Annotated in this window: 23 protein-coding genes; 18 read left to right on the top strand and 5 right to left on the bottom strand. The window is 62.4% G+C overall.

The window, feature by feature from the left end; all coding sequences use genetic code 11:
* Positions 1-78 precede the first annotated feature (78 nt).
* Entirely contained in the window at positions 79-1,038 is a 960-nt protein-coding gene (locus MRY75_RS18835) for a response regulator (RefSeq protein WP_292309551.1), read from the bottom strand.
* 122 nt (positions 1,039-1,160) lie between these two features.
* A complete protein-coding gene (locus MRY75_RS18830; RefSeq protein WP_292309550.1) occupies positions 1,161-2,009 on the bottom strand; it encodes a UTP--glucose-1-phosphate uridylyltransferase in 849 nt (282 codons plus the stop codon).
* A 240-nt stretch (positions 2,010-2,249) separates the two neighbouring features.
* Between MRY75_RS18830 and MRY75_RS18825 the strand changes: the two genes are divergently transcribed.
* Complete coding sequence (locus MRY75_RS18825; RefSeq protein ID WP_292309549.1) at positions 2,250-3,644, top strand: ATP-binding protein; 1,395 nt, start codon at positions 2,250-2,252, stop codon at positions 3,642-3,644.
* 3 nt (positions 3,645-3,647) lie between these two features.
* Positions 3,648-4,856, top strand: a complete 1,209-nt coding sequence (locus MRY75_RS18820; protein ID WP_292309548.1) for a response regulator — start codon at positions 3,648-3,650, stop codon at positions 4,854-4,856.
* Here the strand turns inward: MRY75_RS18820 and MRY75_RS18815 are convergent.
* Positions 4,820-5,506, bottom strand: a complete 687-nt coding sequence (locus MRY75_RS18815) for a phosphotransferase (RefSeq protein ID WP_292309547.1) — start codon at positions 5,504-5,506, stop codon at positions 4,820-4,822. The two genes, MRY75_RS18820 and MRY75_RS18815, sit on opposite strands and share 37 nt — an antisense overlap.
* On the bottom strand, positions 5,491-6,492 hold the full coding sequence (locus MRY75_RS18810; protein WP_292309546.1) for a glycosyltransferase: 1,002 nt from the start codon (positions 6,490-6,492) through the stop codon (positions 5,491-5,493). Before MRY75_RS18810 ends, MRY75_RS18815 begins: the two co-directional genes overlap by 16 nt.
* Before the next feature lie 182 nt (positions 6,493-6,674).
* On the opposite strand from MRY75_RS18810, the gene MRY75_RS18805 reads away from it, so the two are divergent.
* The 16 genes from MRY75_RS18805 to MRY75_RS18730 all read left to right on the top strand — a co-directional run bounded on the left by MRY75_RS18805 (position 6,675) and on the right by MRY75_RS18730 (position 23,080).
* The gene (locus MRY75_RS18805; protein WP_292309545.1) at positions 6,675-7,520 is read left to right on the top strand and encodes a MurR/RpiR family transcriptional regulator; all 846 of its coding nucleotides are present in this window, start codon (positions 6,675-6,677) and stop codon (positions 7,518-7,520) included.
* Between the two features lie 198 nt (positions 7,521-7,718).
* Positions 7,719-8,690: a TRAP transporter substrate-binding protein gene (locus tag MRY75_RS18800; RefSeq protein WP_292309544.1), complete on the top strand. Its 972-nt coding sequence runs from the start codon at positions 7,719-7,721 to the stop codon at positions 8,688-8,690.
* A gap of 11 nt (positions 8,691-8,701) precedes the next feature.
* On the top strand, positions 8,702-9,223 hold the full coding sequence (locus MRY75_RS18795; RefSeq protein WP_292309543.1) for a TRAP transporter small permease: 522 nt from the start codon (positions 8,702-8,704) through the stop codon (positions 9,221-9,223).
* Positions 9,223-10,509 (top strand): TRAP transporter large permease, encoded by a 1,287-nt coding sequence (locus tag MRY75_RS18790; protein ID WP_292309542.1) that lies wholly within the window; start codon positions 9,223-9,225, stop codon positions 10,507-10,509. Before MRY75_RS18795 ends, MRY75_RS18790 begins: the two co-directional genes overlap by 1 nt.
* Positions 10,509-11,195 (top strand): aspartate/glutamate racemase family protein, encoded by a 687-nt coding sequence (locus MRY75_RS18785; protein ID WP_292309541.1) that lies wholly within the window; start codon positions 10,509-10,511, stop codon positions 11,193-11,195. The genes MRY75_RS18790 and MRY75_RS18785 overlap by 1 nt, the downstream gene beginning before the upstream one ends.
* Entirely contained in the window at positions 11,192-12,733 is a 1,542-nt protein-coding gene (locus MRY75_RS18780) for an amidohydrolase family protein (RefSeq protein ID WP_292309540.1), read from the top strand. Before MRY75_RS18785 ends, MRY75_RS18780 begins: the two co-directional genes overlap by 4 nt.
* A 97-nt stretch (positions 12,734-12,830) precedes the next feature.
* A complete protein-coding gene (locus MRY75_RS18775) occupies positions 12,831-13,508 on the top strand; it encodes a GntR family transcriptional regulator (RefSeq protein ID WP_292309539.1) in 678 nt (225 codons plus the stop codon).
* Between the two features lie 157 nt (positions 13,509-13,665).
* Positions 13,666-14,721, top strand: coding sequence for an extracellular solute-binding protein (locus MRY75_RS18770; protein ID WP_292309538.1), 1,056 nt, complete (start codon positions 13,666-13,668; stop codon positions 14,719-14,721).
* A 3-nt stretch (positions 14,722-14,724) separates the two neighbouring features.
* Positions 14,725-15,810, top strand: coding sequence for an ABC transporter ATP-binding protein (locus tag MRY75_RS18765; protein ID WP_292309537.1), 1,086 nt, complete (start codon positions 14,725-14,727; stop codon positions 15,808-15,810).
* Positions 15,810-16,637, top strand: coding sequence for an ABC transporter permease (locus MRY75_RS18760; RefSeq protein ID WP_292309536.1), 828 nt, complete (start codon positions 15,810-15,812; stop codon positions 16,635-16,637). Before MRY75_RS18765 ends, MRY75_RS18760 begins: the two co-directional genes overlap by 1 nt.
* A complete protein-coding gene (locus MRY75_RS18755; protein ID WP_292309535.1) occupies positions 16,634-17,434 on the top strand; it encodes an ABC transporter permease in 801 nt (266 codons plus the stop codon). Before MRY75_RS18760 ends, MRY75_RS18755 begins: the two co-directional genes overlap by 4 nt.
* Positions 17,431-18,312 (top strand): polysaccharide deacetylase family protein, encoded by an 882-nt coding sequence (locus MRY75_RS18750; RefSeq protein WP_292309534.1) that lies wholly within the window; start codon positions 17,431-17,433, stop codon positions 18,310-18,312. Before MRY75_RS18755 ends, MRY75_RS18750 begins: the two co-directional genes overlap by 4 nt.
* Positions 18,309-19,643: an amidase gene (locus tag MRY75_RS18745; protein WP_292309533.1), complete on the top strand. Its 1,335-nt coding sequence runs from the start codon at positions 18,309-18,311 to the stop codon at positions 19,641-19,643. Before MRY75_RS18750 ends, MRY75_RS18745 begins: the two co-directional genes overlap by 4 nt.
* Complete coding sequence (locus MRY75_RS18740; RefSeq protein WP_292309532.1) at positions 19,643-20,386, top strand: aspartate/glutamate racemase family protein; 744 nt, start codon at positions 19,643-19,645, stop codon at positions 20,384-20,386. The genes MRY75_RS18745 and MRY75_RS18740 overlap by 1 nt, the downstream gene beginning before the upstream one ends.
* Positions 20,383-21,780 carry a dihydropyrimidinase gene (hydA, locus tag MRY75_RS18735; protein WP_292309531.1) on the top strand — a complete coding sequence of 466 codons (1,398 nt, stop codon included), beginning with the start codon at positions 20,383-20,385 and terminating at the stop codon, positions 21,778-21,780. Before MRY75_RS18740 ends, hydA begins: the two co-directional genes overlap by 4 nt.
* The gene (locus MRY75_RS18730; RefSeq protein WP_292309530.1) at positions 21,767-23,080 is read left to right on the top strand and encodes a hydantoinase/carbamoylase family amidase; all 1,314 of its coding nucleotides are present in this window, start codon (positions 21,767-21,769) and stop codon (positions 23,078-23,080) included. Before hydA ends, MRY75_RS18730 begins: the two co-directional genes overlap by 14 nt.
* Before the next feature lie 327 nt (positions 23,081-23,407).
* Here the strand turns inward: MRY75_RS18730 and MRY75_RS18725 are convergent, their stop codons facing one another.
* Positions 23,408-26,776 carry a S8 family serine peptidase gene (locus MRY75_RS18725; RefSeq protein ID WP_292309529.1) on the bottom strand — a complete coding sequence of 1,123 codons (3,369 nt, stop codon included), beginning with the start codon at positions 26,774-26,776 and terminating at the stop codon, positions 23,408-23,410.
* Between the last annotated feature and the right edge of the window lie 145 nt (positions 26,777-26,921).

Genomic DNA, 26,921 nt, shown 5'->3' with positions numbered 1-26,921 from the left:
TCGCGATACCGTAACCGACAACTTCCGCGTCGTATCCCTAGAAAAATACAAAATCGTCTGAAACGACATCAGGTCAATTCAGGCGCATGAGTATAGCACCGCAAGCCCATAAGCGTCGATGCTCGGAAAAAACGCGTCGTCACCGTAGACAAGGACATGGTCATACTCGCTTGCGATCAGCGCATCGGTGCCCTGATCGCTCCAGAGCGCCCGGGTTCGGGCCGGTTCATCAAGGATGTCGCGCAGCCCCAGTACCGTCGTGGCACCGACCGAGCCTTTCAGCATCTTCAGGACCGGCAGCAATTCATCCATCGCGCCCGCCGGCTCGTGGTCGACAAGAAAGAGGTCCGGCTGGATCGACGCAATCACGCCCTCGATGATCCGCATGCGCATGTCTCGGGTCGTGCGGGCATCGATCCGGAGCGATCCCGGCTGGTAGACCCCGCGCCCCAGCTTGGACAGGGACGGCAGCTTGACATAATCGATGCCCGCATGGGGTTCGAAGACCATGCCTGCCGGACACCCCACCAGCATCAGCACGGAAATTCCCGGCACCTGAGCCACCAGTTCTTTCGCGATGGCCGAATTGCGACGCATGTGCCCCAGGCCAATGGTGTCATGGGAATACATCACGACGGATGGCCCCCGGTTCAACGGCGCCACGCGGTGTGCAGATGGTCCATCCGGACGGATCAGCCCAGTGACCAATTCGACCAATCGAGCAAGCGCAAATGGCTTTGAGAGAAACGCCGCGACCGAAAGCCCTTCGGCCCGGGCGCGATTCTGCACGCTGTCCTGACCCGTCATGACGATCACCGGAGTGGGCCCGAGCGTCGGAGCGGCTTCGCCCAGAACATCAAGCCCGTCGCCGTCACCAAGCGAGATATCCGCAATCACCAGATCATAGCCCCCGGCCGCCAGAGCCTGCCTTGCCGCCATCGCGGAGCCGGTGCGCCGGACATCAATGCCGATGCGCTCAAGGCTCCGCATGATGTTTCGCGCCAGAAGGTCTTCATCTTCGATGAGCAGGACGTGCATTGTTGTGGCCTCTCTTCATTGGGTCTGAGCGTGACGTGTTTCGGGCAGCATCGGGAGGCCGACTGGCGCGCAAACTGGGGCAGATCCCACATGCGAAATGGGGCAAATCCCCCAACCGGTCGTTATTCCGCCGCAACCCCGACTTGGGTGGCCCCGGCAAGACACTGTCGGAAATCATCGCGCAGATCGGGGCGCGCGAGTGCAAAGGCTACTGTCGCGCGAAGGAAGCCGGCCTTTGATCCGCAATCGTAGCGCTCCCCTTCAAAGCGAAAGCCGTGAACACCGGTCCGCCCGATTTCGGCTGCAATCGCATCCGTCAACTGGATCTCGCCGCCAGCGCCGACCTGAGCGCGGGACAGATGCGTCAAAACCGAAGGGTCGAGGATATAGCGACCGACCACCGCGAGAGTGGAGGGGGCGGTCTCCGGCGATGGCTTCTCGACCATGCCATCCACCGCGCAAAGCGCAGCGTCGGGCGCAGAGCTTGAGAGAATGCCATAGGACCCTACCGCTTCTGGCGGGACATGCATGGCCGCGACAAGGTTTCCCCCGCATGTGCGGTAGGCATCGACCATCTGGCGCAGGCAGGGTGTTGCCCCGGCGATCACGTCATCCGGAAGGATGACGGCAAAAGGTTCATCTTTGACAAGATGGCGTGCGCACCAGACGGCATGACCCAGCCCGCGCGGCTCGTCCTGACGTGCGTATGCGACGGACCCGGATGGCATCCGCGTGCTTTCCAACTCTTCCAAGAGCGATGTCTTGTTCCCGCGCCGTAGGCTTTCGGCCAGATGGGGCGCATGGTCGAGGTAATCCTCGAGCGCGGTCTTGCCCCGCGCGGTCACGAAGATGAATTCCTCGATCCCGGCTGCCCGGGCTTCGTCGATTGCGTATTGAATGAGGGGGCGATCCACCAGCGGCAGCAATTCCTTGGGGATGGACTTGGTCGCCGGAAGGAACCGTGTCCCCATTCCTGCCACCGGAAAGACGGCCTTTCTGACCCGGGTTTGTCTGAACATGTCTCCACCTCGCAATTCTGTACGAGGCCATCTTGTCAAACCGATGCCCGGGCGCAGAGCGGCACCGCCCGCAAGAGTGGGGCAAACCCCATAAACTTTTGGGGGATATCCCCCAAAAACACCGCCGTAACCCTCAGTTGATTGTGCGAAACGTGGCACAACGGGAAAGCTTGAAAACAGATAGGTGACTCGATGGGAGTTCGAAACGTGCACACGCTGCTGTCCTTGCGTGACTCGCCACATTACGTGAAGGTTCTCGCCATCTTCGTGGTCACGAGTTTCGTCGCCATCTTCACGACGACTGTGATGCTGAGCCAGTATCTGGCGAATTACATGACAACCAACATGATGATGCGCGACGCCGTGGTCTCGATGGAGTTTCTCAATTCCATCGTCCGTGTCGAGGAAGAGGATCCCCGCTCCTTCACCATGATGCGGGCTTCGGACCTGACCGAGGATCCGGAAACGCAGGAGTTCTTCATTCACGTCTCGCGGTTGCCCGACGTGTTCCGGGCAAATGTTTACGCGGCCGGCGGTGAGATCCTGTGGTCAAGCGACCGGGAACTGATCGGCCAGACCTTCGAGGACAACGACGAGCTCGCCGAGGCGCTGCGCGGCGAACTGCACCCCGAGATCGTCGTCGTCGACCGCGACGAAAAGGAAGAGCATGTCGGCCTTCCCGAGAATGTCGAAGAGTTCATCGAATTCTACATCCCCATCTGGGCGGAAGGCGGCAGGGACATCATCGGTGCGGTCGAAGTCTACAAGGCGCCGCAAAGCCTGCTTGCGACCATCCACGGAGTGGTCACGCTGGCATGGCTCGGGGCCCTGCTGTCCGGCGCAGTGTTGTTCGCGGCACTTCTGAGCGTGGTCTACTACGCGGCGCGCATCCTCAAACGTCAGGAACAGCGCCTTGTCGAGACAGAGCGTCTGGCCGTCGTTGGCGAAATGGCCTCGGCTGTGGCGCATGGTCTGCGCAATCCGCTCGCCGCGATCCGCTCCTGTGCCGAGCTTGTCGCCGACGATGACATTCCCCAAGACAGTCGCGACACCGTGCTCGAGATCACCGACCAGGTGGACCGGCTGGAAGCCTGGATCCGGTCCTTCCTCACGCGGTCGCGGGCCGAACCGAGCATGGCCACGGACACGGCCCATGTGGACATGATCGTGCAGACCTGTATCAGCGGATTTTCCACGCAGCTTGCCAAACGCGGGATCAACGTCGAGGTCCTGCAGAGCGTGGGCAGCCCTGTCGCTGCAGCGGCGTCCTCGGAGGTGGAACAGGTCCTCAACACCATCCTGTCCAACGCCATCGAAGCCATGAAGACCGGCGGCACGTTGCGCATCGGCTGGCATCCGGCCCCCGGCGGGCGCATCGCGATCGAGGTCGAGGACACCGGGCCGGGCCTGACACCCGACCAGATCGAACGTCTTTTCGTACCGTTCCAGACCAGCAAATCCTCGGGTCTGGGTGTCGGCCTCGCGCTTGGCCGCCGGATCGCCGAACGTCTCGGCGGAACACTCGACCTTCAGAACCGCGCCGATCGCGGTGTCGCCGTTACCCTGACCCTCCCAGCGAAGGCATGACACATGAGTGATATCCTGGTTATCGAAGACGAGATTGTCCTGGCACGCTCGATCGTGAGTTTCCTGGAACGACGCGGTTTCTCGGCAAGGTTCGCCGTGGATGCAGCCTCGGCCAAGGCACAGTTCGATCAGGCCGCGCCGCGACTCGCGATCCTGGATTACAAGCTCAACGAAGATGACGGGATCGATCTGCTCCGGTGGATTGGCCAACTCCACACGAACACCAAGGTCGTGATGATGACCGGGCATGGCGATATTGATGTGGCGGTGCGTACCATGAAGGCGGGCGCCCGGGATTTCCTCGTCAAGCCAACGCCCATGGCGTCGATCGCGGCTATTGCCAGCGAATTGATGCTGGACGAGATGCAAGGCGGTTTGGACCGCACAGGTGTGGATCGCATCATCGGGCGGTCCTCTGCGGCTAACACGCTTCGGACAACAATCCGCAAGTTGGCGCGCCCCCAGAGCCCTCGCCCCGGCGTCCTGATCATGGGGCCAGCGGGCAGCGGCAAATCCCTCGCCGCAGAAGCGCTGCATGAGTCTGCGGCTCCGAATACCACCTTGGTCACGTTCGAGTGCAGCAGTGCCGGTCTTACAGAAATCGAGCCTGCTTTCCGGAAAGCCAAGGGTGGATCGCTGCTCTTGCGCAATATCTCGAACCTTGACGAGGACGCGCAAACCCACCTGCTGCACCTCCTGCAAGCGGACGAGGCGAGTCCGGCAATCATCGCCACGTCCACCGAACATCTTTTGCCGGGACGCGGTTTCCTGCCTGATCTGCTCTACCGCATTCAGGTCGGTTGGATCGACATACCGCCGCTGTCGGACCGGGCTGCGGATGTCCTGCCCATCGCCGAATATTTCGCCCGATTGAAGGCCCGGGACATCGGAGAGGCGCGGCCCCGCTTTACAGCCGCCGCCCGCGCCAAGCTTCTTGAACATGACTGGCCGGGCCATGTGGCGGAACTGCGCAACTGCATCGAGCGGGCAATGCTCGTTCAAAGCGACGGCCGCATCGACGCACCCGACATCCGCGCCATATCCGCAACCGAGACACGGGATATTCCCACCCTGCTTGAACTTGAAAAAGGGGCCATCTCGCAGGCCCTTGCCCGGACCGGCGGCAATGTCTCGCGGTCTGCGGAATTGTTGGGCATCACCCGCGACACCTTGCGCTATCGGATGGAGAAGCTGGAACTCTCGCGCAAATAAGCGCAGATCTCGGCCTGATAATCCGGACGACCGGCCGCGCGCAGCTTCAGATGTCGACGCAGCAGCGCGAGGTGATGAAAACGCTCAAAGACCGATGGCTCGAGCGTCCGGCCAAGCGACGTCCAAAGACCGCATATCTGTTTCGCCCACCCCGCAATACCGAGGCTGGGCTCGGTCGTGGCCAGATGGGCGGCGAAATTGGCAAGGTCCGCTTCGGGGGGACCAATGGCGAGATCATCAAGATCGACAATCCAGACCACCCCGGTGGCGGCATGGATGAATTGTCCGACATGCAGGTCTCCGTGCAGCAAAGCGCCACCTGTCGGAGCCGAACCTTCGGCGACGCCCCGCAGAAGCGGGTCCTCTGTCAGCCCCAAGCGTGGCCTGATGTGCAAGAAGGGGTCATAAGTGGGCAGCTCCGGCACCACCGCGTCTTGCTGCGTCGCGACGGCATCCAGCAAGGGGGCCATGGTGCCGCCGATCAGACCACGCCCGGTCAGCCCGTCCACCCGGTCGAAAACAAGCGTATCAGCGTCCGGCCCCGGTCTTGCCGCCGGTGTCGGCACTGCCTGCCGCCGCAGGGCCCGCGTCCGTCGCAAGGCCTCGTGGGCGCGGTGCGCGTCGGTGTAGCGTTTCAGGAAACCGGGCACGACATCGCCATTAGAAACTCTGCCGCCCGCGCCGCACCATCCGGCCCAAGGTCCAAAGGGGCCCGCCGGCGCGGAGCATCGATCTGATCCGCGAGCCAGCGCGCGGCCTCGTCCACACGTCCGGGCATCATCCCAAAACCGAGGCGGGGGCCCCAAAGCGCGACCCGCGCCGTCTGATCATCAAGGCTGCGCGGGATCGCAACCAGAAGCGCCGGTGTGTCCGTTCCCGCCAGTTCGAGCACGGAATTGTAACCTGCCGTGGAAATCACGACATCCGCTGCGCGGAACACCCGGTTCAGATCCGGTCCGGGATCGAACACCTGATCGACCCCGGGCACTGCCGCGCCCTGGGCGCGCGGCCCCAAAGCCTGCCGCAGTTGAAAGCGTGTCCTGCATCGCGCCCGGGCGTTGGAGACAAGCTCTGCCAGCAACGGATAGAGCATGGCCCGCGTCTGATCGTTCCCGCCACCGCCCGTGGCCAGTACGACCCCGGCGCTGGCCTCGCCCTCATCGCGGCACCCCGAAGCGCGCCGGATCCACCCTACGGGTTCGGTGTGCCGTGCAAAATCCGGCGGAATGTCCGGCATCCAGTGCTCTTCGGAATTGGGCACCAGCACAAGGTCCCAGAGCCTGCCATCGTCCCGGCGAAAGCGCTCGAGTCGCTCGCGCGGAGTCTCTCGCAGGATCAGGGCTGTCTGGCCCCGAAAAGCGCCGATCCCCGGCAGCGCCATCGTGTCGACGACCGCCAACGACACCTGTGTCGTTGCAAGACACCCAGCCATGTCAGAGGTTGGACATGTCACGATCCGGCGGAACGGGGCAAGATCGTCCCGGCCCAGACCAGCCGGTTCGGCATTTGTGATCAGGACCATGCGCACATGCGCGTTGCGGCGGGCAATCTCCTGTGCGATGTTGGCGATCCGTCGCACGTGGCCCAGTCCGGACCGCGACGTTCCAAGAAAAGCGATGTCGTAACCTGAGGACATGACGGCCCCCCTCTCGTCCATCGATTTGACCTCCGCGCAGCAAATGCCGCAACTCCGACGCGGACGGGTTTTGCGCGATATCCCCCAAACCCGCAGATACCTTGGTTTGCGCGACCGAAAAACGGGCCTGCCAAGGCATGATTTTCCTTTACCGCCCTGTCGCCGCACAGCATCTTGCCTGCATGAAAAAGACGTCCTCGCGATCCTTCATCTCACGTGTCCGGGCCAGCATGCGGGATCTGCACCCCAGTGAACGCCGCCTCGCCGAGACCGTCTTGAATTTTCCGGGCGATATGGCGGGTTACACAGCGTCCGAGGTCGCCGATCTGGCAGGTGTGTCGAACGCGACAGTCTCCCGCTTTGTCCGCAAGATCGGATATGCCTCGTATGAAGAAGCACGGCGCGCCGTTCGTGACGCAGGCCAAACCGGCGCGGCGCTCTTGCGTTTGGGCGCGTCGGATACCGACGCCAAACATGCCATTGGAACGCATCTCGAGCAGTCGCGGCGGAACCTTGAAAAGACCTATGAAGAGCTGGACATCGGCGCGGTGAACGAAATCGTCGACGCCCTGCATGCTGCACCCAGAGTGTGGCTTGCCGGATATCGTGCAGGATACCCGATGGCGAGCTATCTCGCGTGGCAGATCGGTCAGGTCCTGCCGACTGTTGGACTGATCCCGAGGTCGGGCGAAACCCTTGCCGAAACCGCCGTGAGTTTTTCTGAGAAGGATGTTCTCATTCTGATGGGTCTGCGCCGTGCCTCGAAGGCCGCACAGACCGTGGTCGAGGCCGCGCTCTCCGCGAAGATGCAGGTCGCGGTGATCGGCGATGTCGCCGAATTGCTCGCCATGCCCGTGCGGTGGAGCTTTGCCTGTTCCACTGCGTCGACCGGTCCGCTTCTGAACCACACGGGTGTGATTGCCGTGTGTAACCTGATCGCGACCCGCACGGTTGAAACATCCGGTTCGGACGGGCGAAAGCGGATGGAAGGAATCGAAGAGTTGCACGAGCAAATCGGCGAACTCTGACCAGATCTCATGTGATTTCGTACAGCTTGCGCGAGGAATTGCCGCGAAGCGTTGGTAGAACTGCCTGTTCATTGTGCATTGCACAAAAACACCCCATGTCGCCCCATGAAAATCATTGCCCATGAAATAGCCTTTAAGAAAATATCTTTTCACAGCCATCAATAGCCGACGACCCCTTTTCGACAGGAGACTCGTACCATGACCAAACATCTGCTCTTTGCCGCCGCGATCACCGCGTTGCCTGCCGTCGCTTCCGCACAGACCGTGCTTCAGATCAACTCTTCGCTGCCCGAAGGGTCCTTTGCCCATGTCTTCCTTCAGGAATACGAAAGCCGCGTCGAAGCCGCCGCTCCGGGCGAAATCGACGTTCAGATTTTCATGTCGAACACGCTGGGCAAGGAAGAGGACGTGCTTCAGGGTCTGGCGCTTGGCACGCACCACGCTTCCCTTTCGGCTTCTGCCGTATCCCAGATCAACACCCGCACCGCGATCTTCGATCTGCCCTACCTGTTCGAAAACCGCGCCGCGGTTCAGGCCTTTGCCGCAAGCCCGGCAGGCGAGATGCTGGCCGACGGGTTCGACGGCACCGGCATGGTTCTGGCCGCGATGTGGGACAACGGCTTCCGCCAGATCACCAACAAGGTGCGCCCGATCGTGGTACCGGCCGACCTTGAAGGCCTGAAGATCCGCACCCCCACCAGCAAGCAGCGCGTCGAGATGTTCAACACGCTGGGCGCAAACGCCACGCCGCTGTCCTTCGGTGAGGTCTATTCCGCGCTCGATCAGGGCACCATCGACGGGCAGGAGAACCCGGCAAACGTCGTCGACACGGCCAAGCTCTACGAGGTGCAGGGCTATATGTCCCTGTCGAACCATGTGTACCTGCCGACCTTCCTTGTCTTCGGTGAGCCGTTCCTCGCCAGCCTCGACCCGGCCTTGAAAGAGACGGTCATGAGCGTCGCGCAGGACGTGGCGCCCTGGACCTTTGAATGGGGCGAGAACACCGACGCCAAAACCATTGCGGCCCTCGCCGACAAGATGAAGATCAACGAGATCGACTTCGCCGCCTTCCAGGCCGCATCTGCCCCGCTTTACTCCAGCCCGACCTTCGTGGACGTGATCGGAGAAGACATGATCGCCGCCACCAAAGCCGCGCTTGGCATCAACTGAGGCCAGACGCGATGGACCGTCTGGCACAGATCACCGACACCCTCGACCGCTGGACGACAGCCGTGCTGGATGCGCTTGTGGTCGCCATGGCGGGCCTGCTTCTGATCCTGCTGAACTGGGCGGTCTTCGCCCGGTTCGTTCTCAATGACAGTGTGTCATGGGGCGAGGAATTGCCCGCACACATCCTCGCCGCGCTGACCTTCATCGGCGCGGCCTACTTGACGCGGACCAACGAGCATCTGGGCTTCGACGCCGTGCTCCGGGTGATGTCCCCTACCCTCAAGCGCATCGTCACCGGCATGAACCTCATCCTGATGGGCGGGTTCGGCGCATTGATGGCTTGGTACGGCGGCATCGCGGCCCTGAGTTTCGGATCACGGACCCTGATTTCGGTCGACCTGCCGATGATCCTGTTTCGGGGCACCATGGCCGTGGGGGGTGTCCTGATCCTGATCTTCTGCGCCGTCCGGCTGGTCGGCATCGCAACCGGGCGCGTCTCGCCCGATGACCTTCTTCCCGAAAGCGACGCGTAATGTTCCTTGATCCCGGTTGGATGATCCTGATCCTGCTTGTCGTGCTGCTGATCGCAGGACTGCCCATCGCCTTTGTCCTGGGCGTCACGGCGGCGACGATGATCCTGCTCGATCCTGCGGTGGTGCCGCAGATCATCGGCTTGATCCCGTTCGGCGGCGCGAACAACTACCTGCTGGTGGCGGCTTTGCTGTTCATGATTGCCGGTGAAATCATGAACCAGGGCAAGATCGCGGAAAAGTTGATCGCCTTCGCGTCGTCACTTGTGGGGCACATCCGGGGTGGATTGGCGCATGTCAACATCCTGACATCGCTCTTCTTTTCCGAAATCTCGGGCACCGCCACATCGGACGCCGCCGCCATCGGATCGGTCATGATCCCGCAGATGCGCAAGCGCGGCTATCCCGCCGCCTTCGCCGCTGCCGTCACATCGACCTCGGCCACGATGGCGATCATCGTGCCACCGTCGCTGAACCTGATCCTTTACGCCTATGTGGCCAACGCCTCGATCGCCGAGCTGTTCGCGGCGGGCATCCTGCCGGGCATCATGGTCTGCGCCCTGCTTATGGCCACAGCCTATTTCATCTCGGTCAAGCGCGGCTACCCGACCGAGGGGGAGTTCTCGCTCAAGCGGGTTGCCGAAACCGGCAAGGACGCCGCGATCCCGCTGACCCTGCCGATCCTGATCCTTGTCGGCATCCTTGGCGGCATTTTCACCGCGACCGAGGCCGGGGCCATCGCCGCTTTCTGGTCAATCGTACTGGCCGCACTGGTCTACCGTACGGTCAAGCTGGGCACACTGATCGACACGCTGCGCGTGGCTGGCAAGCGGTCGGCAATGCTGATGTTCATCGTGGCCACCTCGACCCTGCTGGGCTGGTACCTGACCAACCAACGTATCCCGCAGGACATCGCACAGGCGATCCTGGGGATTTCGGACAATTACTGGGTGGTCCTGCTGGCGATCAACGTCTTCTTCCTGCTCGCTGGCACGATCATTCACGGCACACCCGCAATCCTGATGCTGGTGCCGATCTTCCTGCCGCTGGCGGATCAACTGGGTATCGACCGGGTGCATTTCGGGCTGATCCTGACGATCAATCTGGGCATCGGACAGCAGACCCCGCCCGTGGCGTCGGTTGTGCTGATCACCTGCGCGATTGCCAAGATCTCCATCGCCAAAATCATTCCGTCGATGCTCTGGTTCATCGGGGCGATGCTGGTGGCGCTGATCCTCGTCAACCTGTTCCCGGCGATTTCGCTCTGGCTGCCGTCGGTGCTGGTCTGATGCGGGTTCTGGTCATCAATCCGAACACCTCGCAGGGCATCACGGATCGGATCGCGCAGGCTGCGCTCAGTGCTGCACATCCGGGCGATCACGTGACGACCCTGTCGGCAGCGTTCGGTCCTGAATTGATCGTCACGCCCGAGGATGGCGCCGAAGCCGCACACGGTGTGGTCGAAACCATCCGCAGCCAAGCCGCCCTCCCCGACGCCATCATTCTGGCCTCGTTTGGCGATACCGGGTCAGATCGAGTGCGTGCCCTCTGGCCTGATATACCCGTCATCGGGATCGCCGAAGCCGCCTTTGAAAGCGTGCGCCAGATCGGAAAACCGTTTGCCATCGTGACCTTCGCTCCAGAGGTCGCGCCGCCCCTGCGGGACAAGGCGATCGAACACGGCGTCGGCCACCATCTGATCGGGATCGCGTACCACCCCGAGGCTCTGCAAGGCGATCCGGCGGATGTGGCCGATACCTTGTTCGAAGAGCTGCTCGACCTCTGCAATGCCTGCGAGCGCGATGGCGCACAGGCGATCGTCATGGGGGGCGGCCCGCTGGCCGGGTTGGCCGCCCGGATCGCACCACTCTGCGGTGTTCCGATCATCGACGGCACGGTCGAGGCCATCCGGCACATCCGCGACAGGATCGCCAGTCAGGCCTCGCTTTCACAAACGGTTGACACACGGACATGAGTGTTCAGGTCGTCACTGCGCGATGGATCGTCACCGGCACCTCTGACAATGGTGACATTGAAACGCTCGACGATGCCGCCATTGCGTTTGAAGACGGGGTGATCCTCGCGATCGGACCGCAATCGGACATCCTCGCCGCCTACCCCGACGCGTCGATAAAGACCTACCCGCACCACCTGATCATGCCCGGCCTGATCAACGCGCATCACCATGTCGGGTTAACGCCACTCCAATTGGGTGCGCCGGACTCGCCGCTTGAGCTGTGGTTCGCGGCGCGGCTCGCCATCCGCAAGGTCGATCCCTATCTCGACACGCTCTATTCCGCGTTCGAGATGATCTCGTCCGGTGTGACGACAGTGCAGCACATTCAGGGCTGGGCCATGGGTGGTCTGGAGGGAGTTATCGGCTCGGCCAGTCGCGTGCTTGAGGCCTATGACGACATCGGGATGCGGGTGTCCTATTGCTACGGCGTGCGCGAACAGAACCGGTTTGTCTACGAGGATGATGCCGCCTTCTGTGCGCGACTTCCTTCAGAAACCGGCAAAGCCATGGCCGCGCATCTGCAACGGCTGACCATGCCGTTCGAGGATTTCCTGACACTGTTCGACCACTTGACCGAAGCCAAAACTTCCCGCCGCGCGCGGGTACAGCTCGCACCGGCCAACCTGCATTGGATGACCGATGACGGGCTCTTGGCGCTGCAGGAAAAATCCGTGGCGGCCAATGTGCCGATGCATATTCACCTGCTCGAAACAGCCTACCAAAAGGAATACGCCTACCGGCGCACCGGTACGACCGCCGTGCGTCATCTTGAAAAGCTGGGATTGCTGGGTCCGCATATGACCATTGGCCATGGCGTCTGGATGACCGAAAACGACATCGAGATCTGCGCCGGAACCGGCACCTGCATTTGTCACAACTGCTCGTCAAACCTGCGGTTGCGGTCCGGTGCCTTGCCGCTGATGGACCTGATCAAGCGCGGCATGACCGTTGGCATGGGGATCGACGAAGCCGGGATCAATGATGATCGAGACATGCTGCAGGAACTGCGCATGGTGCTGAACCTGCACCGCATTCCCGGCATCGACCCGGGGGATGTGCCCTCGGCGGGGGACGTTCTGCGGATGGCGACCGAACATGGCGCGCGCACCACGGCTTTTGGCCCCCAGATCGGACGGTTGGAGCCGGGGCGTCGGATGGATGCGGTGGTGATGGATTACGACAAGGCCACCTACCCCTACCAGGATCCGGACATTGCGCCTATAGTTGCTTTGATCCACCGGGCAAAATCCAAGGATGTGGACACGGTGATCGTCGAAGGCGAGGTGATCTACGAGAACGGCCGTTTCACACGGGTCGACCGGGATGCCATCCTTGCCCAGATCGCCGAGGCGCTCTCCAAACCACGCGATGCAGATGAGCTGCACCGGCATGACCTGCGCGACGCGGTGTTCCCGATGGTCCGGGCGTTTTACGACGGCTATCTGCAGAACACGGCAGACCGGACTCCGTTCTACAAGTCGTCGTCTCGGACCTGATCGCTTTTCCCAAAAGACATGTGCAGCAATTGACCTTGGCGGCCGATCCCGGCATGACCCGGCGGACAGACTCAACCCAAAGTGTTGCACCGCTCTTATGCCAACCTCTTCGGAAACGTCCAAGGCTGCAGCGGAACGCGTGGCCGCCATCCTGCGCGACCGGATCGTGAAGGGCGAACTCGCGCCTCTGGATCGCCTGGTCGAACGGCGTCTGTCGGCCGAATTGGAGGTCTCCCGCACGCCGGTGCGCGAGGCGCTGAAACTGCTCGAGGCGGATGGGCTGATCGAGATCACGCTGCATCGCGGTGCCTTGGTGTCGGTCTTTGGCCCGGACGAAGCTGTCCATCTGTTCGATGTGATTTCCAGCCTCGAAAGCCTTGCCGCCGAACGGCTTGCGGAAACCATCACAGCCGCCGGCCTGCAGGAGCTTGAGGATCTGCATGGCGCAATGCTTGAACATTTCCGCGCGGACCGGATCAGCGACTATTTCGACACGAACACGGTGATCCATGATTTCATCGTGACAGGCTGCGGTAATCCCATCGTGATCGACACCCATCGCCGTCTGATCGCGCGGGCGCGGCGGGGGCGATTCATGGCGATCATGAACCGTGAAAGGCTGGAACAGGCGGTCGGAGAACACGAGACCTTGATGCAGGCGTTCCGGTCGCGCGACCCTTCTGCCGCCGCCGAAATCTGGAAGACTCACCTCCTGCATACGGGGCAAACCCTGGCCGACGTTCTTGGACGCGAAGCCGATCAGACCAGCGTCTGATTCCATCCAGCCCATTAATTCCCCCCACCCCGCGCGATCGCCCAAACATCAGGCAAAGCCATGTCTCAGCGTGCGAATTTCCCATAAAAATAAGACATTTCAAAAATGGCATGCCATTTTTTGGGAAGATAAAAACATCCTGATGGGGGATTTGAAGATGAAGAGACTGACCAACGGCGTCCTGTCCCGCCGATCCGTTCTCAAGGGCTCTGCCTATGCCGCCCTTGGGACATTGGCGACACCCGCGATCCTGCGGGCGCAGAGTTCGGAAATCGTGATCGGCTGTGCCGGATCGCACACCGCGTGGATGGAAGAGATCGTCATTCCGCACATGAAATCGACCATCGGCGCGGACATCCTTTTCGAGGGAACAAAGTCATCGGTGAACCTCGAAAAGATGGCGTCGAACAAGGACGCGCCGTACCTGTCGGTGGTCCAGATGGACGATCCGGTGATGATCCAGGCGGTCGAGGCGGATCTTCTGACGCCGATCACCGCCGACGCCGTGCCGAACATGACCGACCTGCGCCCCGACGCGGTGCATATGGACGGCATGTGGTGCAACTACGTCCAGCCCTGGGCAGGCGTGGCCTACAACACCGAATTCGCTCCGGACGGGGTGGCGTCCTGGACCAAGCTCTGGTCGCCCGAGGCCAAGGGTCAGGTGATCATTCCATCGCTGCAGAACACCGAAGGCATGTGGACGCTGTTCATTGCGGCGATGCTCGGGTCGGGCAAACCCTTCTCGGAAGCGCAGTATGAAATCGAAGCGGCCTTCGCCAAGCTGGAAGAACTGAAACCGAACCTGCTCTCGGTCTACTCAACCATGAGCCAGGCCTTCAACCTGCTGGAACAGGGCGAAATCACCATGCTCGCGGGCAATTTCTCGTCTTATGCCCTGCCCCGCAAGAACGAAGGTGTGCCGGTCGACCTCGCCGCACCGTCCGAAGGGATTTTTGCAATGCCGTCAGGGATTTGCCTTGTCAAAGGCGGCCCCAATCCGGAGCTTGCACAGGCCTATGTCAACGAGATGCTAGGCCCGGTCATGCAGTCTGCGCTTGCAGATTTCTCGGCCTCCGTCCCGGCCAACACGACCGTCACCGCCGGGGCGATCATTCCCGAAGGTGTACCGATCTATTCGCCGGACTGGGCATTTGTCGCCGCGAACCGCCGCGAATGGATCGAACGTTTCGACAAGCTGATGGCCCTCTGATCCATGCAGAGCTCCGCAGGGACGGAGCCGGACAAACGCGCCTATCTCGACGTTGTTGGGGTCGGCAAGGCGTTCAAGGGGACGACCGTGATGTCCGATATGGACTTCCGCGTGGCGAGAGGAGAACTTGTGTCTCTTCTCGGCCCCTCCGGCTGCGGCAAGACCACATTGCTGCGCATCATCGCAGGCCTGACCTCGGCCGATGCGGGCGACATCCTTCTGGACGGACGCGCGATCACGCGGGTGCCGGCGCATCGCCGGAACATCTCGGTCGTGTTCCAGAGCTACGCGCTCTTCCCGCACCTGACCGTCGCGGAAAACGTGGCCTTCGGGCTGCGCGCGCGGAGCGTCCCCAAGAGCGACATTGCGCCAAAGGTCAACGAGGCGCTGCAACTGGTGCGGATGCGCGACTTTGCCGACCGGCCCGTGTCGGCGCTCTCCGGTGGTCAGCAACAGCGCGTTGCGGTCGCAAGGGCGCTGGTGGTCGATCCCGTGCTGCTGCTTCTGGACGAGCCATTCTCGGCGCTCGACCGCAAGCTGCGCGAAACGATGCAGGTGGAACTGAAATCCCTGCTGCGCGACCGGGGCATGACCGCGATTTTCGTGACCCACGATCAGGAAGAGGCGATGGGTGTCTCCGACCGCATCGCCGTCATGAACGCGGGCAGGATCGAACAATTCGCAACCCCGTCCGAGCTTTATGCCCGGCCCCGTTCGTCCTTCGTGATGGATTTCGTGGGCCTCTCGACGCGCCTGCGCGGGCGGGTGCAGAAGACCGATGGCACGACGATGCAGATCGAAACAGCCAATGGGCTTGTCCTCGCCAATGGTGCGCTGGGTGTCGGCAGCGACGTGACCGTGGGCGTCAGGCCCGAACTGATTTCGCCCTGCGCTGGTGAGAACACGATCAGCGTCACACTCGCGGATGCAATGGTTCTGGGTGCGAAGACCCAGTTGCACGGGGTGAGCCACACCGATGACCGGCTGCTCTGCGAGGTGCCGGGCATCCAGACGACTCTGACCCGCGGGCAGGACGTGACCTTTGGCTGGTCGATCAAGGACACACTCGTCTACGAGGCGCACCGCTGATGCGCCGCTTGGAAAATATCGGGCTGCTCGCCCTGCCGGGCCTGACCTTTCTTGCGGTGATCTTCGCCCTGCCGCTGCTGCTGCTGCTGCTCAAGTCGTTCCAGATCGACGGGCAGTTCTCGCTCGAGGAATACCGCCTGTTCTTCAGCGATGAGTACAACATGTCAGTACTCTGGCGGACACTGCGCGTCGCGGCACTGACGACACTCCTTGCTCTGCTCATCGCCTACCCCACCGCCATCGCCATGTCGCGCGCCAACGGGATCTGGCTGTCGATCTTCCTTGTCGCCATGGTCCTGCCGATGTCGGTCGGTGTCGTGGTCAAGGCCTTTGCGTGGTCGATCATCTTCCGGACGCGCGGGGTGCTCAATGACACGCTGATGTCGCTGGGCCTGATCGACGCGCCGATCCGCATGCTCTTTACCGAAACCGCGCTGATCATCGGGGCGGCCAACGTGTTCCTGCCCTTCATGGTGCTGCCGATCTATGCCGTGCTGCGCCAGATGGACAACCGCCTGCCCGAAGCCGCGGCCTCGCTTGGTGCGACGCCCGTCTTCCGCTTCTTCAACGTAACCCTGCCGCTCAGCCTGCCGGGTGTGGTGGCGGGATGCGCCTTTGTCTTCTCGCTTGCCGTTTCGATGTACGTGATCCCGTCGCTGATCGTCGGTGAACGCCAGCAAACCCTGTCGATGCTGACCGCACGATCCTTCCTTTTCCTTCGGAACGAGGCTTTGGGCGCCACGATTTCCTCGATCCTGCTCATCATCGCGATTTCGGTCGTGCTGGGGTCAAGCTGGCTGGCCAACCGTCTGGGGGCGCGGCAATGACCGGGACGGACCGCCTGTTTCTTGTGCTCAGTTGGACCATTGGCCTCTGCTGCGTGGTGTTCCTGATGCTGCCCATCGTGATAACCGTGGCCGCGTCCTTCACCTCGTCCTCGGTCTATACGCTGCCGCCGCCCGAATGGTCGCTGCGCTGGTACCAGTCGCTGGAACGGCGCTCGGGCCTGTGGGAGGCGGTGACGCTGTCGCTCAATCTTGCGCTGGTCTCGACCGCCATTTCGCTGGTGCTTGGCACGCTGGCCGCTGTGGCAGTCACACGGGGGCGCTTCAAGGGAAGAGAGGCCATCGCCACCTTCACCGTGTCCCCGCTGATGATGCCGGGGCTGGTGGTCGGCGTGGCGCTCTTGCAGTTCTTCCGCGAGATCGGCCTGCGCGATGCCTATTGGTCGTTGTTGCTGGGCCATATCGTGATCACCCTGCCCTTCGTGATGCGCACGCTGCTCGCGTCGATGTCGGCCTTCGATTTCTCGCTGGTCGATGCGGCACGCACACTCGGGCTGTCCTACCCCAAAGCCATCCTGAAGGTGCTGGTGCCCAACCTCGCCCCCGCTTACCTGACCGGAGGGCTCTTCGCCTTTCTGGCGTCGATGGACAATTATCCGATCTCGATCTTCCTGACGGACGCCCGCAACAAGACGCTGCCGATCAAGATGCTGCAATATCTCGAGGAACAGCCCGACCCCTCCTTAGCGGCCATGTCCTCGGGCCTGATCCTGATGGCCGTCATTGCCCTGGTGGTCGGCGCGCGGACCGTCGGCCTCAACCGGATGATCGAGGGATGAGGCGCGATCTGAAGGGATATTTCGGCGCGGAACCCGCGCCTTGCTGGCCGAATGACGCAAGGCTGGCCGTGTCCTTTGTCGTGAATGTCGAGGAAGGGGCGGAACTGTCCATCGGTGACGGGGACGAGCGCAACGAATCCCGCTACGAGTCCGTCGAAGAGGTGAAAGGCGCGCCGGACCCCTGTATGGAAAGCCATTTCGGCTATGGTCCGCGTCAGGGCTACAAGCGGATCGCCGACGCGTTTGACCAGTTTGGCGTCAAGGCCACGTTCTCAACCTGCGGACGGGCTGCGGAACGCACACCCTGGTTGATCCGGGACGCGGTGGCGCGCGGGCACGAGGTGTCCTGCCACGGCTGGCGCTGGGAAACTCATGCGGGCTGGGACGCCGACAGGGAACGTGCGGTGATTGCCAAGACCCACGCCACCCTGACCGAGATTGCTGGCGTCGCTCCGGTGGGCTGGCACACACGGTCCGCCACCTCGCCCCACACCCGCGCGCTGCTGATCGAACACGGTGGCTTTACCTATGACAGCAACGCCTATGACGATGACATTCCCTATATGGAGGGTAGCCATGTCGTCCTGCCCTATGCGTTCGACACCAACGACATGCGCTTTTCCCCCGGTGGCGGGTTCGTGCAGGCGCGGGACTTTTCCGACTACGTGATCGCCGGGTTCGACCGGCTCTATGCCGAGGGCGCAACGGCCGCGCGGATGATGTCGATCGGGCTGCATCTGCGCATCATTGGCCGCCCGGCCCGCATCGGCGGGCTGGAGACGGTTCTGGCGCATATCGCGGACAAACCCGGCGTCTGGGTTGCTCCGCGCCGCGACATTGCCCACCATTGGGCGACACAGCACGGAGCACCGACATGAGCGCGCTTGACCTGACCGCCCGCGATCTGGCCTCTGCTGTGCGCCGTGGGGAGGTCACTCCGGCAGCCGTAGCCGCAGACACGCTGGCCCGCGCGGCAGAGCGCAACCCTGCGATCAATGCCATCTGCCACATGAACCCCGAGTTCGAAGCCGAGGCAGAGCGTGTGACACAGCGGCTTGCTGCCGGAGAAGACCCGCCGCTGGCCGGGGTGCCTGTGCTGATCAAGGACAATATCTGGGTCAAAGGTCTGCGCGTGTCGCAGGGATCGCGGCTGTTTGCAGATCACATCGCGCCCGAGGATGCTGACTCCGTGCGCCGTCTGCGCAACGCCGGAGCGATGATCCTCGGCATCGCCACGTGCTCAGAATTCGCCTGCAAAGGCGCCACCAATTCCCCCCATCACGGCATCACCCGCAACCCCGTCGACCTGACACTTGGTCCGGGCGGGTCGTCCGGCGGGTCAGTCGCGGCGGTGGCAGCGGGGATCGTGCCGCTGGCCCTTGGAACGGATGCGGGCGGGTCAAGCCGTCGTCCCCCGGCGCATACGGGGCTGTGCGGGATGAAGCCGACCTATGACCTGATCCCCTACGGCCCCAGCTTTCCCGAACCCGTCTGGGGCATTTCCGTGATCTGCCCCATCGCACGAGACATGGGGGATATTGCGCTTGCGATGGAGGTGATGGCAGGCGTCCGGGCCGAAACACCGGCCATGCTCCACATCGCTGCCAGCCCGGATTTCGGCACGGGTCAGGTGGTCGAACCGGATGTCGCGCAGAACTTCGCCACGGTGATCGCGGCTTTCGCCAAAGCGGGCATCACGGTTCGGCCGGCAGAGATCGACTGGGGCGGGATCATGGGACATGACATCCTGCCGCTGCAATTCGCGGGGCTTGCACAGGCCTATGGCGATGTCTGGCGCGACACTCCCGAGATCTTTGATCCGATGATTGCCAAACAGATCGAAACGGGGTTGTCGCTTAGCGGTGTCGATGTCGCCCGTGCCCACCAGACCTCGTACAAAATGCGCATGGTTCTGCGCGCGGCGCTTGATCGCTACGGGATCATCGCGACCCCAACCACACCCTGCCCCGCCTGGCCCGCCGACTTATCCGCCCCCGAGACCATCGCCGGAAAACCGGCTGGCCCCCGCGACCATGCCGCGTTCACGCCTCAGGTCAACCACGCCGGCGTGCCGGCATTGTCGCTGCCCTGCGGCACAGACCGGAACGGTTTGCCGCTTGGACTCCAGCTCATTGCACCTGCCGGAGAGGACGGTGCCCTGATCGGCGCGGCGCTGGCTTTGGAACCATTGCTCAAGGACATCGCCTGATGCGTCTGCTGATGATCAACCCGAACATGACCGACGCGATGACCGGGTCAATGGCGCAGGTGGCACGCGACCTTGCGGGGGATGCCGCCGAGATCGTTCCTTTGACCGCCACGCAGGGCTTTCCCTACATCTCGTCCCGCGCCGAGGCCCAGATCGCCGGGGCGCATGTGCTTGAAATGATTGCGGATCACCACGAAAGCGTTGACGCCGTCATCATTGCGGCCTTTGGCGATCCCGGTCTGGTGGCGGCGCGGGACTTGTTCAACCTCCCCATCGTGGGCATGGCCGAAGCGGCGATCCTGACCGCCGCGATGCTGGGCGACCGGTTTTCGATTGTGACGTTCTCACCGCATATGGCGCGGTGGTACACCGATTGCGTGCGACAGACCGGGCTGGAGGCGCGGTTCACCGGGGTCCGGTGCCCCCAGGTTGCGCCTGCCTCGGTGGACACCGTGGCAAATGATCTGAGGTCGGACCTGATCGACCTGATCGACCATGCCACAGCATCCGACGGGGCGGATGTGGTGATCCTGGGTGGTGCCCCCCTTGCAGGCTTGGCCAGGGAAATCTCGGACGACGCCAGTGGGCTCCTGATCGATCCCATTGCCGCCGCGACCGCGCAGGCGATGAACCTCGTCCGCCTTGCCCCGGCATATGGACGACGTGTCGCGCGACCGGCGGCCAAGCCTTCCAAAGGCCTGCCCACCGCCCTTGCCACCATCATCGCAGGAGAGTGCCCATGACCCATGATCTGGTGATCAAAGGCGCGCGCGTGGTCTCGGCCAGTGGAACGACAGACTGCGAGATCGACATCAAGGAGGGCGTGATCGCGACGCTCGGCTATGACCTTGCCGGGACCGAGGTGATCGACGCTACCGGCCTGATCGCCCTGCCCGGTGGGATCGACAGCCATGTGCATATCTCTCAACCCTCGGGACCGGGCATCGTGATGGCCGACGATTTCACCAGCGGCACCCGCGCGGCGGCCTGTGGCGGCAACACGACCGTCCTGCCCTTCTGCTTGCCCGAAGACGGCCAGACCCTGCGCGAGGCCGTCGCCGCCTACCGCGCCAAGGCCGAGGGCAATTGCCTGACGGATGTGGCGTTTCACCTGATCGTCAAGGAAACCGATCCGGTCACTCTGGGTCAAGACCTCCCGGCACTGATCGAAGCGGGCTATACCAGTTTCAAGGTCTTCATGACCTATCAGGGGCTTGCGCTGTCGGATCGGCAAATCCTCGAGGTCATGTCGGTCGCCAAGACCCACGGCGCGATGGTGATGGTCCATGCCGAAAACGAAGACGCCATCGAATTCCTGCGCGAACGGGCCGAACGCAGCGGCGATACCGGCCCCTACCACCACGCCACCACACGTCCGGTCCCGGTAGAGCGCGAGGCCACCCACCGCGCCATTTCGCTGGCCGAGATCGCGGGTGTGCCGCTCACGATCGTGCATGTCTCGAACGGCGAGGCGACCGAGGAAATCATGCGCGCCCGGCAGCGCGGGTTGACCGTCTTTGCCGAAACCTGCCCACAATATATCACGCTCACCGCCGATGATCTGGACCGCGACGGGTTCGAGGGGGCGAAATATGTCTGCTCTCCGCCGCCGCGCACGCGGGATGAATGGGACAATATCTGGCGCGGGATCGAAACCGGAGTATTCGATCTCTTTTCGTCGGATCATTGCCCGTTTCGCTTTGTCGACACGGCGGGCAAGGACGCGCCCGGCGCACGCCAGAGTTTCCGCAACATTCCCAACGGCATACCGGGTGTCGAGACGCGCCTGCCGATCCTCTTTTCGGAAGGCGTGATCAAGGGTCGGCTGTCGCTCGACCGGTTTGCGGCACTGACCGCCACCAACCATGCACGGCTCTACGGGCTTTACCCCCGCAAGGGCGCGATCATGGTGGGGGCCGATGCAGACATCGCGCTGTGGGATCCTACGTTGACCAAACCGATCCGACAGGTCGATCTGCATCACGGCAGCGATTACACCCCGTGGGAAGGGTTCGAGATCACAGGCTGGCCCGTGCGCACTCTGTTGCGCGGGGTTACGACGATGAAAGACGGCGTACCCGTGGCCACACCCTTTGGTCAGCACCTGAGCCGCGAGGCACCTGATGTCCTGCGCTGAACCAAAGGCACGGCAGCGCCCGGACGGTGGCGCAGACATCGCGCTTGAGCGCGCGGCGCGGCTCTTCGCTGAACTTGGCCGGATCAGCGCTGGTACCCCGGGTGTGACACGGGCAAGCTTTGGCCCGGTGGAAGACGCCGCCCATGCCATGATCCTGCGCGAGGCCAAGGCACTTGGGCTTGAGACCCGAACGGACGCCATCGGCAATCTGTATGTCACCCTGCCCGGCGAAGACCGCGATGCGCCCATTCTGATGACCGGGTCGCATCTGGATTCCGTCCCGCATGGCGGCAATTATGATGGCGCGGCGGGTGTCATCGCCGGGCTGGTCCTGCTCGAACGGTTGCGGGCCGGCCCGCAGCCTCCGTGCGACGTCACCCTGATGGCCATCCGCGCCGAGGAGATGATCTGGTTCCCCGAGCATTACCTTGGCAGCCGGGCGGCATTCGGCATTCTTCCGCCCGACGCGCCGGACCGCGTCATGCGCAGCGATACCGGTCGCAGTCTTGCCGATCACATGACCGACGCCGGGTTCGATCCGCAAGTGATCCGCGACAGCGTCCCGCAGCTTGCGGCGCACCGGATCGGGGCCTTTATCGAAGTGCACATCGAACAAGGCCCTGTCCTTGTCGAAGCACAGCGCCCGGTTGGCATCGTCACTGCGATCCGGGGCAATATCCGGCACCGCTTCTGCCGCATCGAGGGGCAGACAACCCATGCCGGTGGTGTGCCCCGCCGCAGCCGCAGGGATGCGGTCCTCGCCGGGGCCGAACTGGCACAGGCGATGGAGGCCTATTGGCTTGCGGCGGAAGCCAAGGGCGATGACATGGTGCTGACCCTCGGTGAGTTTTCGACCGATCCCGGTCTGCATGGCATCACCAAGGTGCCCGGCCTGCTGACGTTCACGCTGGATGTGCGCAGTCAGGACGACACCGTTCTGAACCTGTTCGAACGCTGGGTGCAGCAAAAAGCCCGCGACATCGGCGAACGGCGTGGGGTCCGTATCGACCTTGGCCCCTACACTCAGGCCGCCGCCGCACCGATGGATCACAGTCTGAGGCGAGGCCTCGCAACTGCCGCAGAGGCGCGGGCGATCGAATTTCTCGAACTGCCCTCGGGAGGTGGCCATGATTGCGCAACCTTCGCGAGCCTCGGCATTCCGTCCGCGATGGTGTTCATCCGAAACGAACATGGCAGCCATAATCCAGATGAGCACATGGAACTTTCCGACTTCGCCAGCGCCTGCGACGTCTTGACGACATGGTGCGAAGACTCGCTCTTCGGTGATCGGTCCGCCTGATTTGGTGAACGTGCCGGTGTCGTGGTATCGTTTTGCGAGGTCTTTACGTTCTGTATCGGAACGCGGACCCTGAAAGCCAAGGCGCGCTCCGGTCAATTGCCAGGCACCCGACGGGCAGGTCTTACAGGTGCCAAAGATGTAGCGCATCAAGAACTCACCTAGCTCTCGCAAGCACTCGAATGGCTCCGCGTTGCGCGACAGGTCCTTGATGAGGCGTGACCCTTGGCTGATCTCAGGGCGCTGTGCCGGCACCGGGCCCCACTCTGTGACCCGTCCCGGATTGACCGGAACGGGTGCATTGAAGACGCGTTACATCCGGGTGCTCGCCTAGATCACGTCGAATTCGCTGAAGACTGTCTGAGCGGTCACGAGGCCGATCGAATAGCTTCCGCTGTCCGAACTCGGGCTGAAGGCTTGGGCAGAAATGTAGACGCGCTGGTCCGAGAATGGCGTGTATTCGATCATCGCGTCCAAATTGCCAAACGCGTCGTCATCTTCGGTTATTTGATTGCCCAAGCTGTCATACAAGACAAGATAGGGGTCAGCCAACGAGCCGACTGTGCCTGTGGCCGTCATGATGAAGAAATACGTCTCGCCGCCTGCAAGGTTCGCAGCATACCAGTCGGAGTCCCCCGGAACGTCAATCAGGCCATCGACGAACTGGTCAAACGACAGCGACGCCGGGGTCGAGGGGTTGGCAGGCAGATCACCGACAGGCCCGGATCCGCTGACCGAGACACCCACTTCGTAGGTGCCTTCGTCGAAGTTGGGATCAAAGGCTTCAGCCGAGAGATAGACGGTTTCATTGGCAACAGCCTGATACTGCAGCAGGGAATTCAGGCCGCCACCGCTGTCGTCGTCGAAGGCGATCAAGGAACCGGACGCGTCGTAAAGGAACAGCCAAGTGTCATCCATCGGATCACTGCCCGCCGAGTTCATCGTGAACTCGTATGTCCGGCCGGCCTCGAGCTGGACACGATACCAGTCGATGTCACCGGGAGTATCAATCACGCCCGCGGCAACCTGTCCGAGGAACAACGTCGCCTGCGTGCTTTGATTGCCCGGAATGTCAAATGGGCGGATTTCCGGGCTGGTCAGGCTCAGTTCGTACGTTCCGACATCTGCTTCGAGGTCATAAGGCTCCGCAGAAATGAAGACGCGCCCACCTGTCACCGCCACATATTCCAGATAGGAGTCAGTCCCGGACGGGCCGTCATCATTGAAGTCGATGAAGTTGCCAGCACCGTCATACAGCGTAAGCCATGGGTCCGACATCGGGTCGCCCCCCGCTGACACGAGAGAGAACTGATAGACTTGGCCAGCAACAGTGTTGACCCCGTACCAGTCGAAATCCCCGGGGCCATCTATCGCCCCGGAAATCGTCTGGCCGACCGCAAGTGTCGCCGTACTGGACGGGTTTCCCGGAACGTCGTTCTGCCCCTCTCCGATGCGCGCGGAACTGAGGGTGTAATCGCCCGTTCCGTTGTCGGCAAAAGCGCCCGCGGCAAGGAAATAGCTTCCACCGGCCTGTGCGTTGAACGTCAGCAAGGAGTCGAGGCCTTGGGATGAATCGTCATTCGACCCTACAAGGCTCCCGCTTGCATCAAAGAGGTACAGAAAGGGATCGGACAGCCCCTGTGCGCCGTCTGCTCCGCGCAATTGGAACTCGTACGTGCTTCCAGCGACAAGATCGACGCGGAACCAGTCCCGGTCTCCGGCGGTTTCCAGACGACCGGTGATCGTTCCCGCGACAGCGTCAATCGCACCGGTCGTGTTGGGCCCTTCCGCATAGTCGTCACCCGTGCTGCTCCCTTGAGCCGCGCTGAGGGAATAGGTGCCGGTCTGGGATGGAGAAAAGCCTTCAGCGGACAGGTAGAACGTGCCCGTCCGATTTGCCACGAACTCGAGACTCGCATTCAGCCCTTCGCCACCATCATCATTCGCGGCGACAACCGTGCCGTTCTCGTTGTAAAGCGCAAGATACGGGTCGGGGAGAGTGTTGCCGACAAGATCGAACGTGTAACGCGTTCCATTGACGAGATTGATGGCGAACCAGTCGCGGTCACCTCCAAAGTCGATCTCGCTTGTCGTGGTTTCCCCAACAGCAAGGCGTCCAGCGGTTCCGATTGTATCGCCGACATCACCGCTTTCACCACTGAGCTGCGCAACACCCAATTCATAGCTTCCCGTCGCGCTGCCAAACGCGCCGGCGCCCAGAAAGAACGTGGCCGGACTTGTGACAATGAAATTCAACAGCGAGTCGAGGCCCGCTCCGCTGTCATCGTCGCTGGAGATGAACGCGCCCGTCGAAGACACGACGGTCAGGAGCGGATCGCTGAGCGAACCGGCTCCGGATGAGGAGGCCCGGAGAGAGAATTCATACTCGCCGGGTGTCAGGGAGATGGCGAAGTAGTCCAGATCGCCATCGAAATCGATCGAGCTGGTCCGGGTGCTGTTCACCGCGATCACCGCGTCGGTCGAAATCGAGCCATCAATGTCATCCACTGGTGTGGGATTGGGCGTTGGCGTGGGTGTCGGGCCCGGGGTCGGCGCAGGCGCCCCGGTTTGCGACAAAGCCAGCATGGCCTCGCCAAAGTTGAAAGCGTCAACCCGCAGATAGGTGCTCCCGGTATTGACCACACGGTCGTCAAGATTCTCGTCATCCACGAAGCTGGTGCCGGATTGCCGGAGCAGACTGACCATCTCGTCCGGTGTGAGCGATCGGCCCAGTTCACGCTGCGCCAGTTGCTGCGCAAGAGCGATCATCCCCGCAACATGAGGCGCCGCCTGACTGGTGCCGGACGAGGCACTTGTCCCCCCACCCGGAGCGGCCCCCGTGATGGCCTGACCCGGGGCAAAGAATGTCGGAATGTCATCCGAGCGCTGCGAGAAGAAGGCAATCTCACTGCCGGTCGCCACGGTGCCGCCCACCGCACCGATCGCAATCGCATGCGGATCGACTGCCAGGGAACTTGCGCCTTCGGTCTGGTAAAAGTCGTAGTCGTTTCCTGCAGCGGCGACGACCGTTACGTTCAGGTTGTCATGCAGAATTCGAAGCTCGTCGCCATAGGCGGGATGGCTGGTCGAGAAGTTGAAGTTGCTCCCATCCCCGAGCGACATGTTGACAGCAACAATGTTCATCGCCTCCGCGTTCTGCACCACCCATTGCAGCGCATCCTCGATCCCGGCAACGGTGCCCGACCCCGTCGCGTCCAGAGCCTGCAGCGCCACGAAGTTCACACCGGGCGCAACGCCGAGCGTATTGCTGGACGAGGACCCGATGATGGACGCGACATGGGTGCCATGGCCTTCGACGTCGTTGGCCGTCCCGTCTCCTTCCGACGTGAAGTCGCGCGAAAAGATGATCCGGTCCGCAATCCCGTCATTGTTGGCATCCGGCCCGAAAGCCGGATTGTCGAGATCCATCCCCGTGTCGATCACGACAACCGTTTGTCCCCGGCCGTCGATCCCCGCAAAACGTGCGTCATTGCGGAAGGTCTCCATATTGATGACCGAGCCGGACTGCACGCTCAGCACAGAGACAGTGCCGTGGTCGCCCCGTGCCGATGTCGCGATCCCGACCTTGTCGTCTTCTGACCCGTCATCTGTGAAGCCACCGCCCAGATCACCTTTTTCAAGATCGAGGGACGCGAAGTAGGCATTGGACTCGCCACGCGACGCAGCAACGCTCGCCACATCGTCGGTGACACCGTCGAGAACGGCCGCTGCCGAGGCTGCGGCGGCTGTATACTCATGCGCCTGAATTGACCTGATGTCGTTTCAGACGATTTTGTATTTTTCTAGGGATACGACGCGGAAGTTGTCGGTTACGGTATCGCGA

Source organism: Marivita sp., from assembly GCF_022763305.1.
Lineage (GTDB): Bacteria > Pseudomonadota > Alphaproteobacteria > Rhodobacterales > Rhodobacteraceae > Marivita.
Note: the sequence above shows the minus strand (reverse complement) of the source record. Positions and strands in the feature narration are given on the sequence as shown.

Excerpts from the sequence above, each read along its gene's own strand:
- MRY75_RS18835 (WP_292309551.1), bottom strand. The coding sequence starts at position 1,038 with ATGCACGTCCTGCTCATCGAAGATGAAGACCTTCTGGCGCGAAACATC.
- MRY75_RS18830 (WP_292309550.1), bottom strand. The coding sequence starts at position 2,009 with ATGGGGACACGGTTCCTTCCGGCGACCAAGTCCATCCCCAAGGAATTG.
- hydA (WP_292309531.1), top strand. The coding sequence starts at position 20,383 with ATGACCCATGATCTGGTGATCAAAGGCGCGCGCGTGGTCTCGGCCAGT.
- MRY75_RS18780 (WP_292309540.1), top strand. The coding sequence starts at position 11,192 with ATGAGTGTTCAGGTCGTCACTGCGCGATGGATCGTCACCGGCACCTCT.
- MRY75_RS18805 (WP_292309545.1), top strand. The coding sequence starts at position 6,675 with ATGAAAAAGACGTCCTCGCGATCCTTCATCTCACGTGTCCGGGCCAGC.
- MRY75_RS18825 (WP_292309549.1), top strand. The coding sequence starts at position 2,250 with ATGGGAGTTCGAAACGTGCACACGCTGCTGTCCTTGCGTGACTCGCCA.
- MRY75_RS18775 (WP_292309539.1), top strand. The coding sequence starts at position 12,831 with ATGCCAACCTCTTCGGAAACGTCCAAGGCTGCAGCGGAACGCGTGGCC.
- MRY75_RS18730 (WP_292309530.1), top strand. The coding sequence starts at position 21,767 with ATGTCCTGCGCTGAACCAAAGGCACGGCAGCGCCCGGACGGTGGCGCA.
- MRY75_RS18785 (WP_292309541.1), top strand. The coding sequence starts at position 10,509 with ATGCGGGTTCTGGTCATCAATCCGAACACCTCGCAGGGCATCACGGAT.
- MRY75_RS18750 (WP_292309534.1), top strand. The coding sequence starts at position 17,431 with ATGAGGCGCGATCTGAAGGGATATTTCGGCGCGGAACCCGCGCCTTGC.
- MRY75_RS18790 (WP_292309542.1), top strand. The coding sequence starts at position 9,223 with ATGTTCCTTGATCCCGGTTGGATGATCCTGATCCTGCTTGTCGTGCTG.
- MRY75_RS18765 (WP_292309537.1), top strand. The coding sequence starts at position 14,725 with ATGCAGAGCTCCGCAGGGACGGAGCCGGACAAACGCGCCTATCTCGAC.
- MRY75_RS18810 (WP_292309546.1), bottom strand. The coding sequence starts at position 6,492 with ATGTCCTCAGGTTACGACATCGCTTTTCTTGGAACGTCGCGGTCCGGA.
- MRY75_RS18820 (WP_292309548.1), top strand. The coding sequence starts at position 3,648 with ATGAGTGATATCCTGGTTATCGAAGACGAGATTGTCCTGGCACGCTCG.
- MRY75_RS18770 (WP_292309538.1), top strand. The coding sequence starts at position 13,666 with ATGAAGAGACTGACCAACGGCGTCCTGTCCCGCCGATCCGTTCTCAAG.
- MRY75_RS18755 (WP_292309535.1), top strand. The coding sequence starts at position 16,634 with ATGACCGGGACGGACCGCCTGTTTCTTGTGCTCAGTTGGACCATTGGC.
- MRY75_RS18795 (WP_292309543.1), top strand. The coding sequence starts at position 8,702 with ATGGACCGTCTGGCACAGATCACCGACACCCTCGACCGCTGGACGACA.
- MRY75_RS18800 (WP_292309544.1), top strand. The coding sequence starts at position 7,719 with ATGACCAAACATCTGCTCTTTGCCGCCGCGATCACCGCGTTGCCTGCC.
- MRY75_RS18745 (WP_292309533.1), top strand. The coding sequence starts at position 18,309 with ATGAGCGCGCTTGACCTGACCGCCCGCGATCTGGCCTCTGCTGTGCGC.
- MRY75_RS18740 (WP_292309532.1), top strand. The coding sequence starts at position 19,643 with ATGCGTCTGCTGATGATCAACCCGAACATGACCGACGCGATGACCGGG.
- MRY75_RS18760 (WP_292309536.1), top strand. The coding sequence starts at position 15,810 with ATGCGCCGCTTGGAAAATATCGGGCTGCTCGCCCTGCCGGGCCTGACC.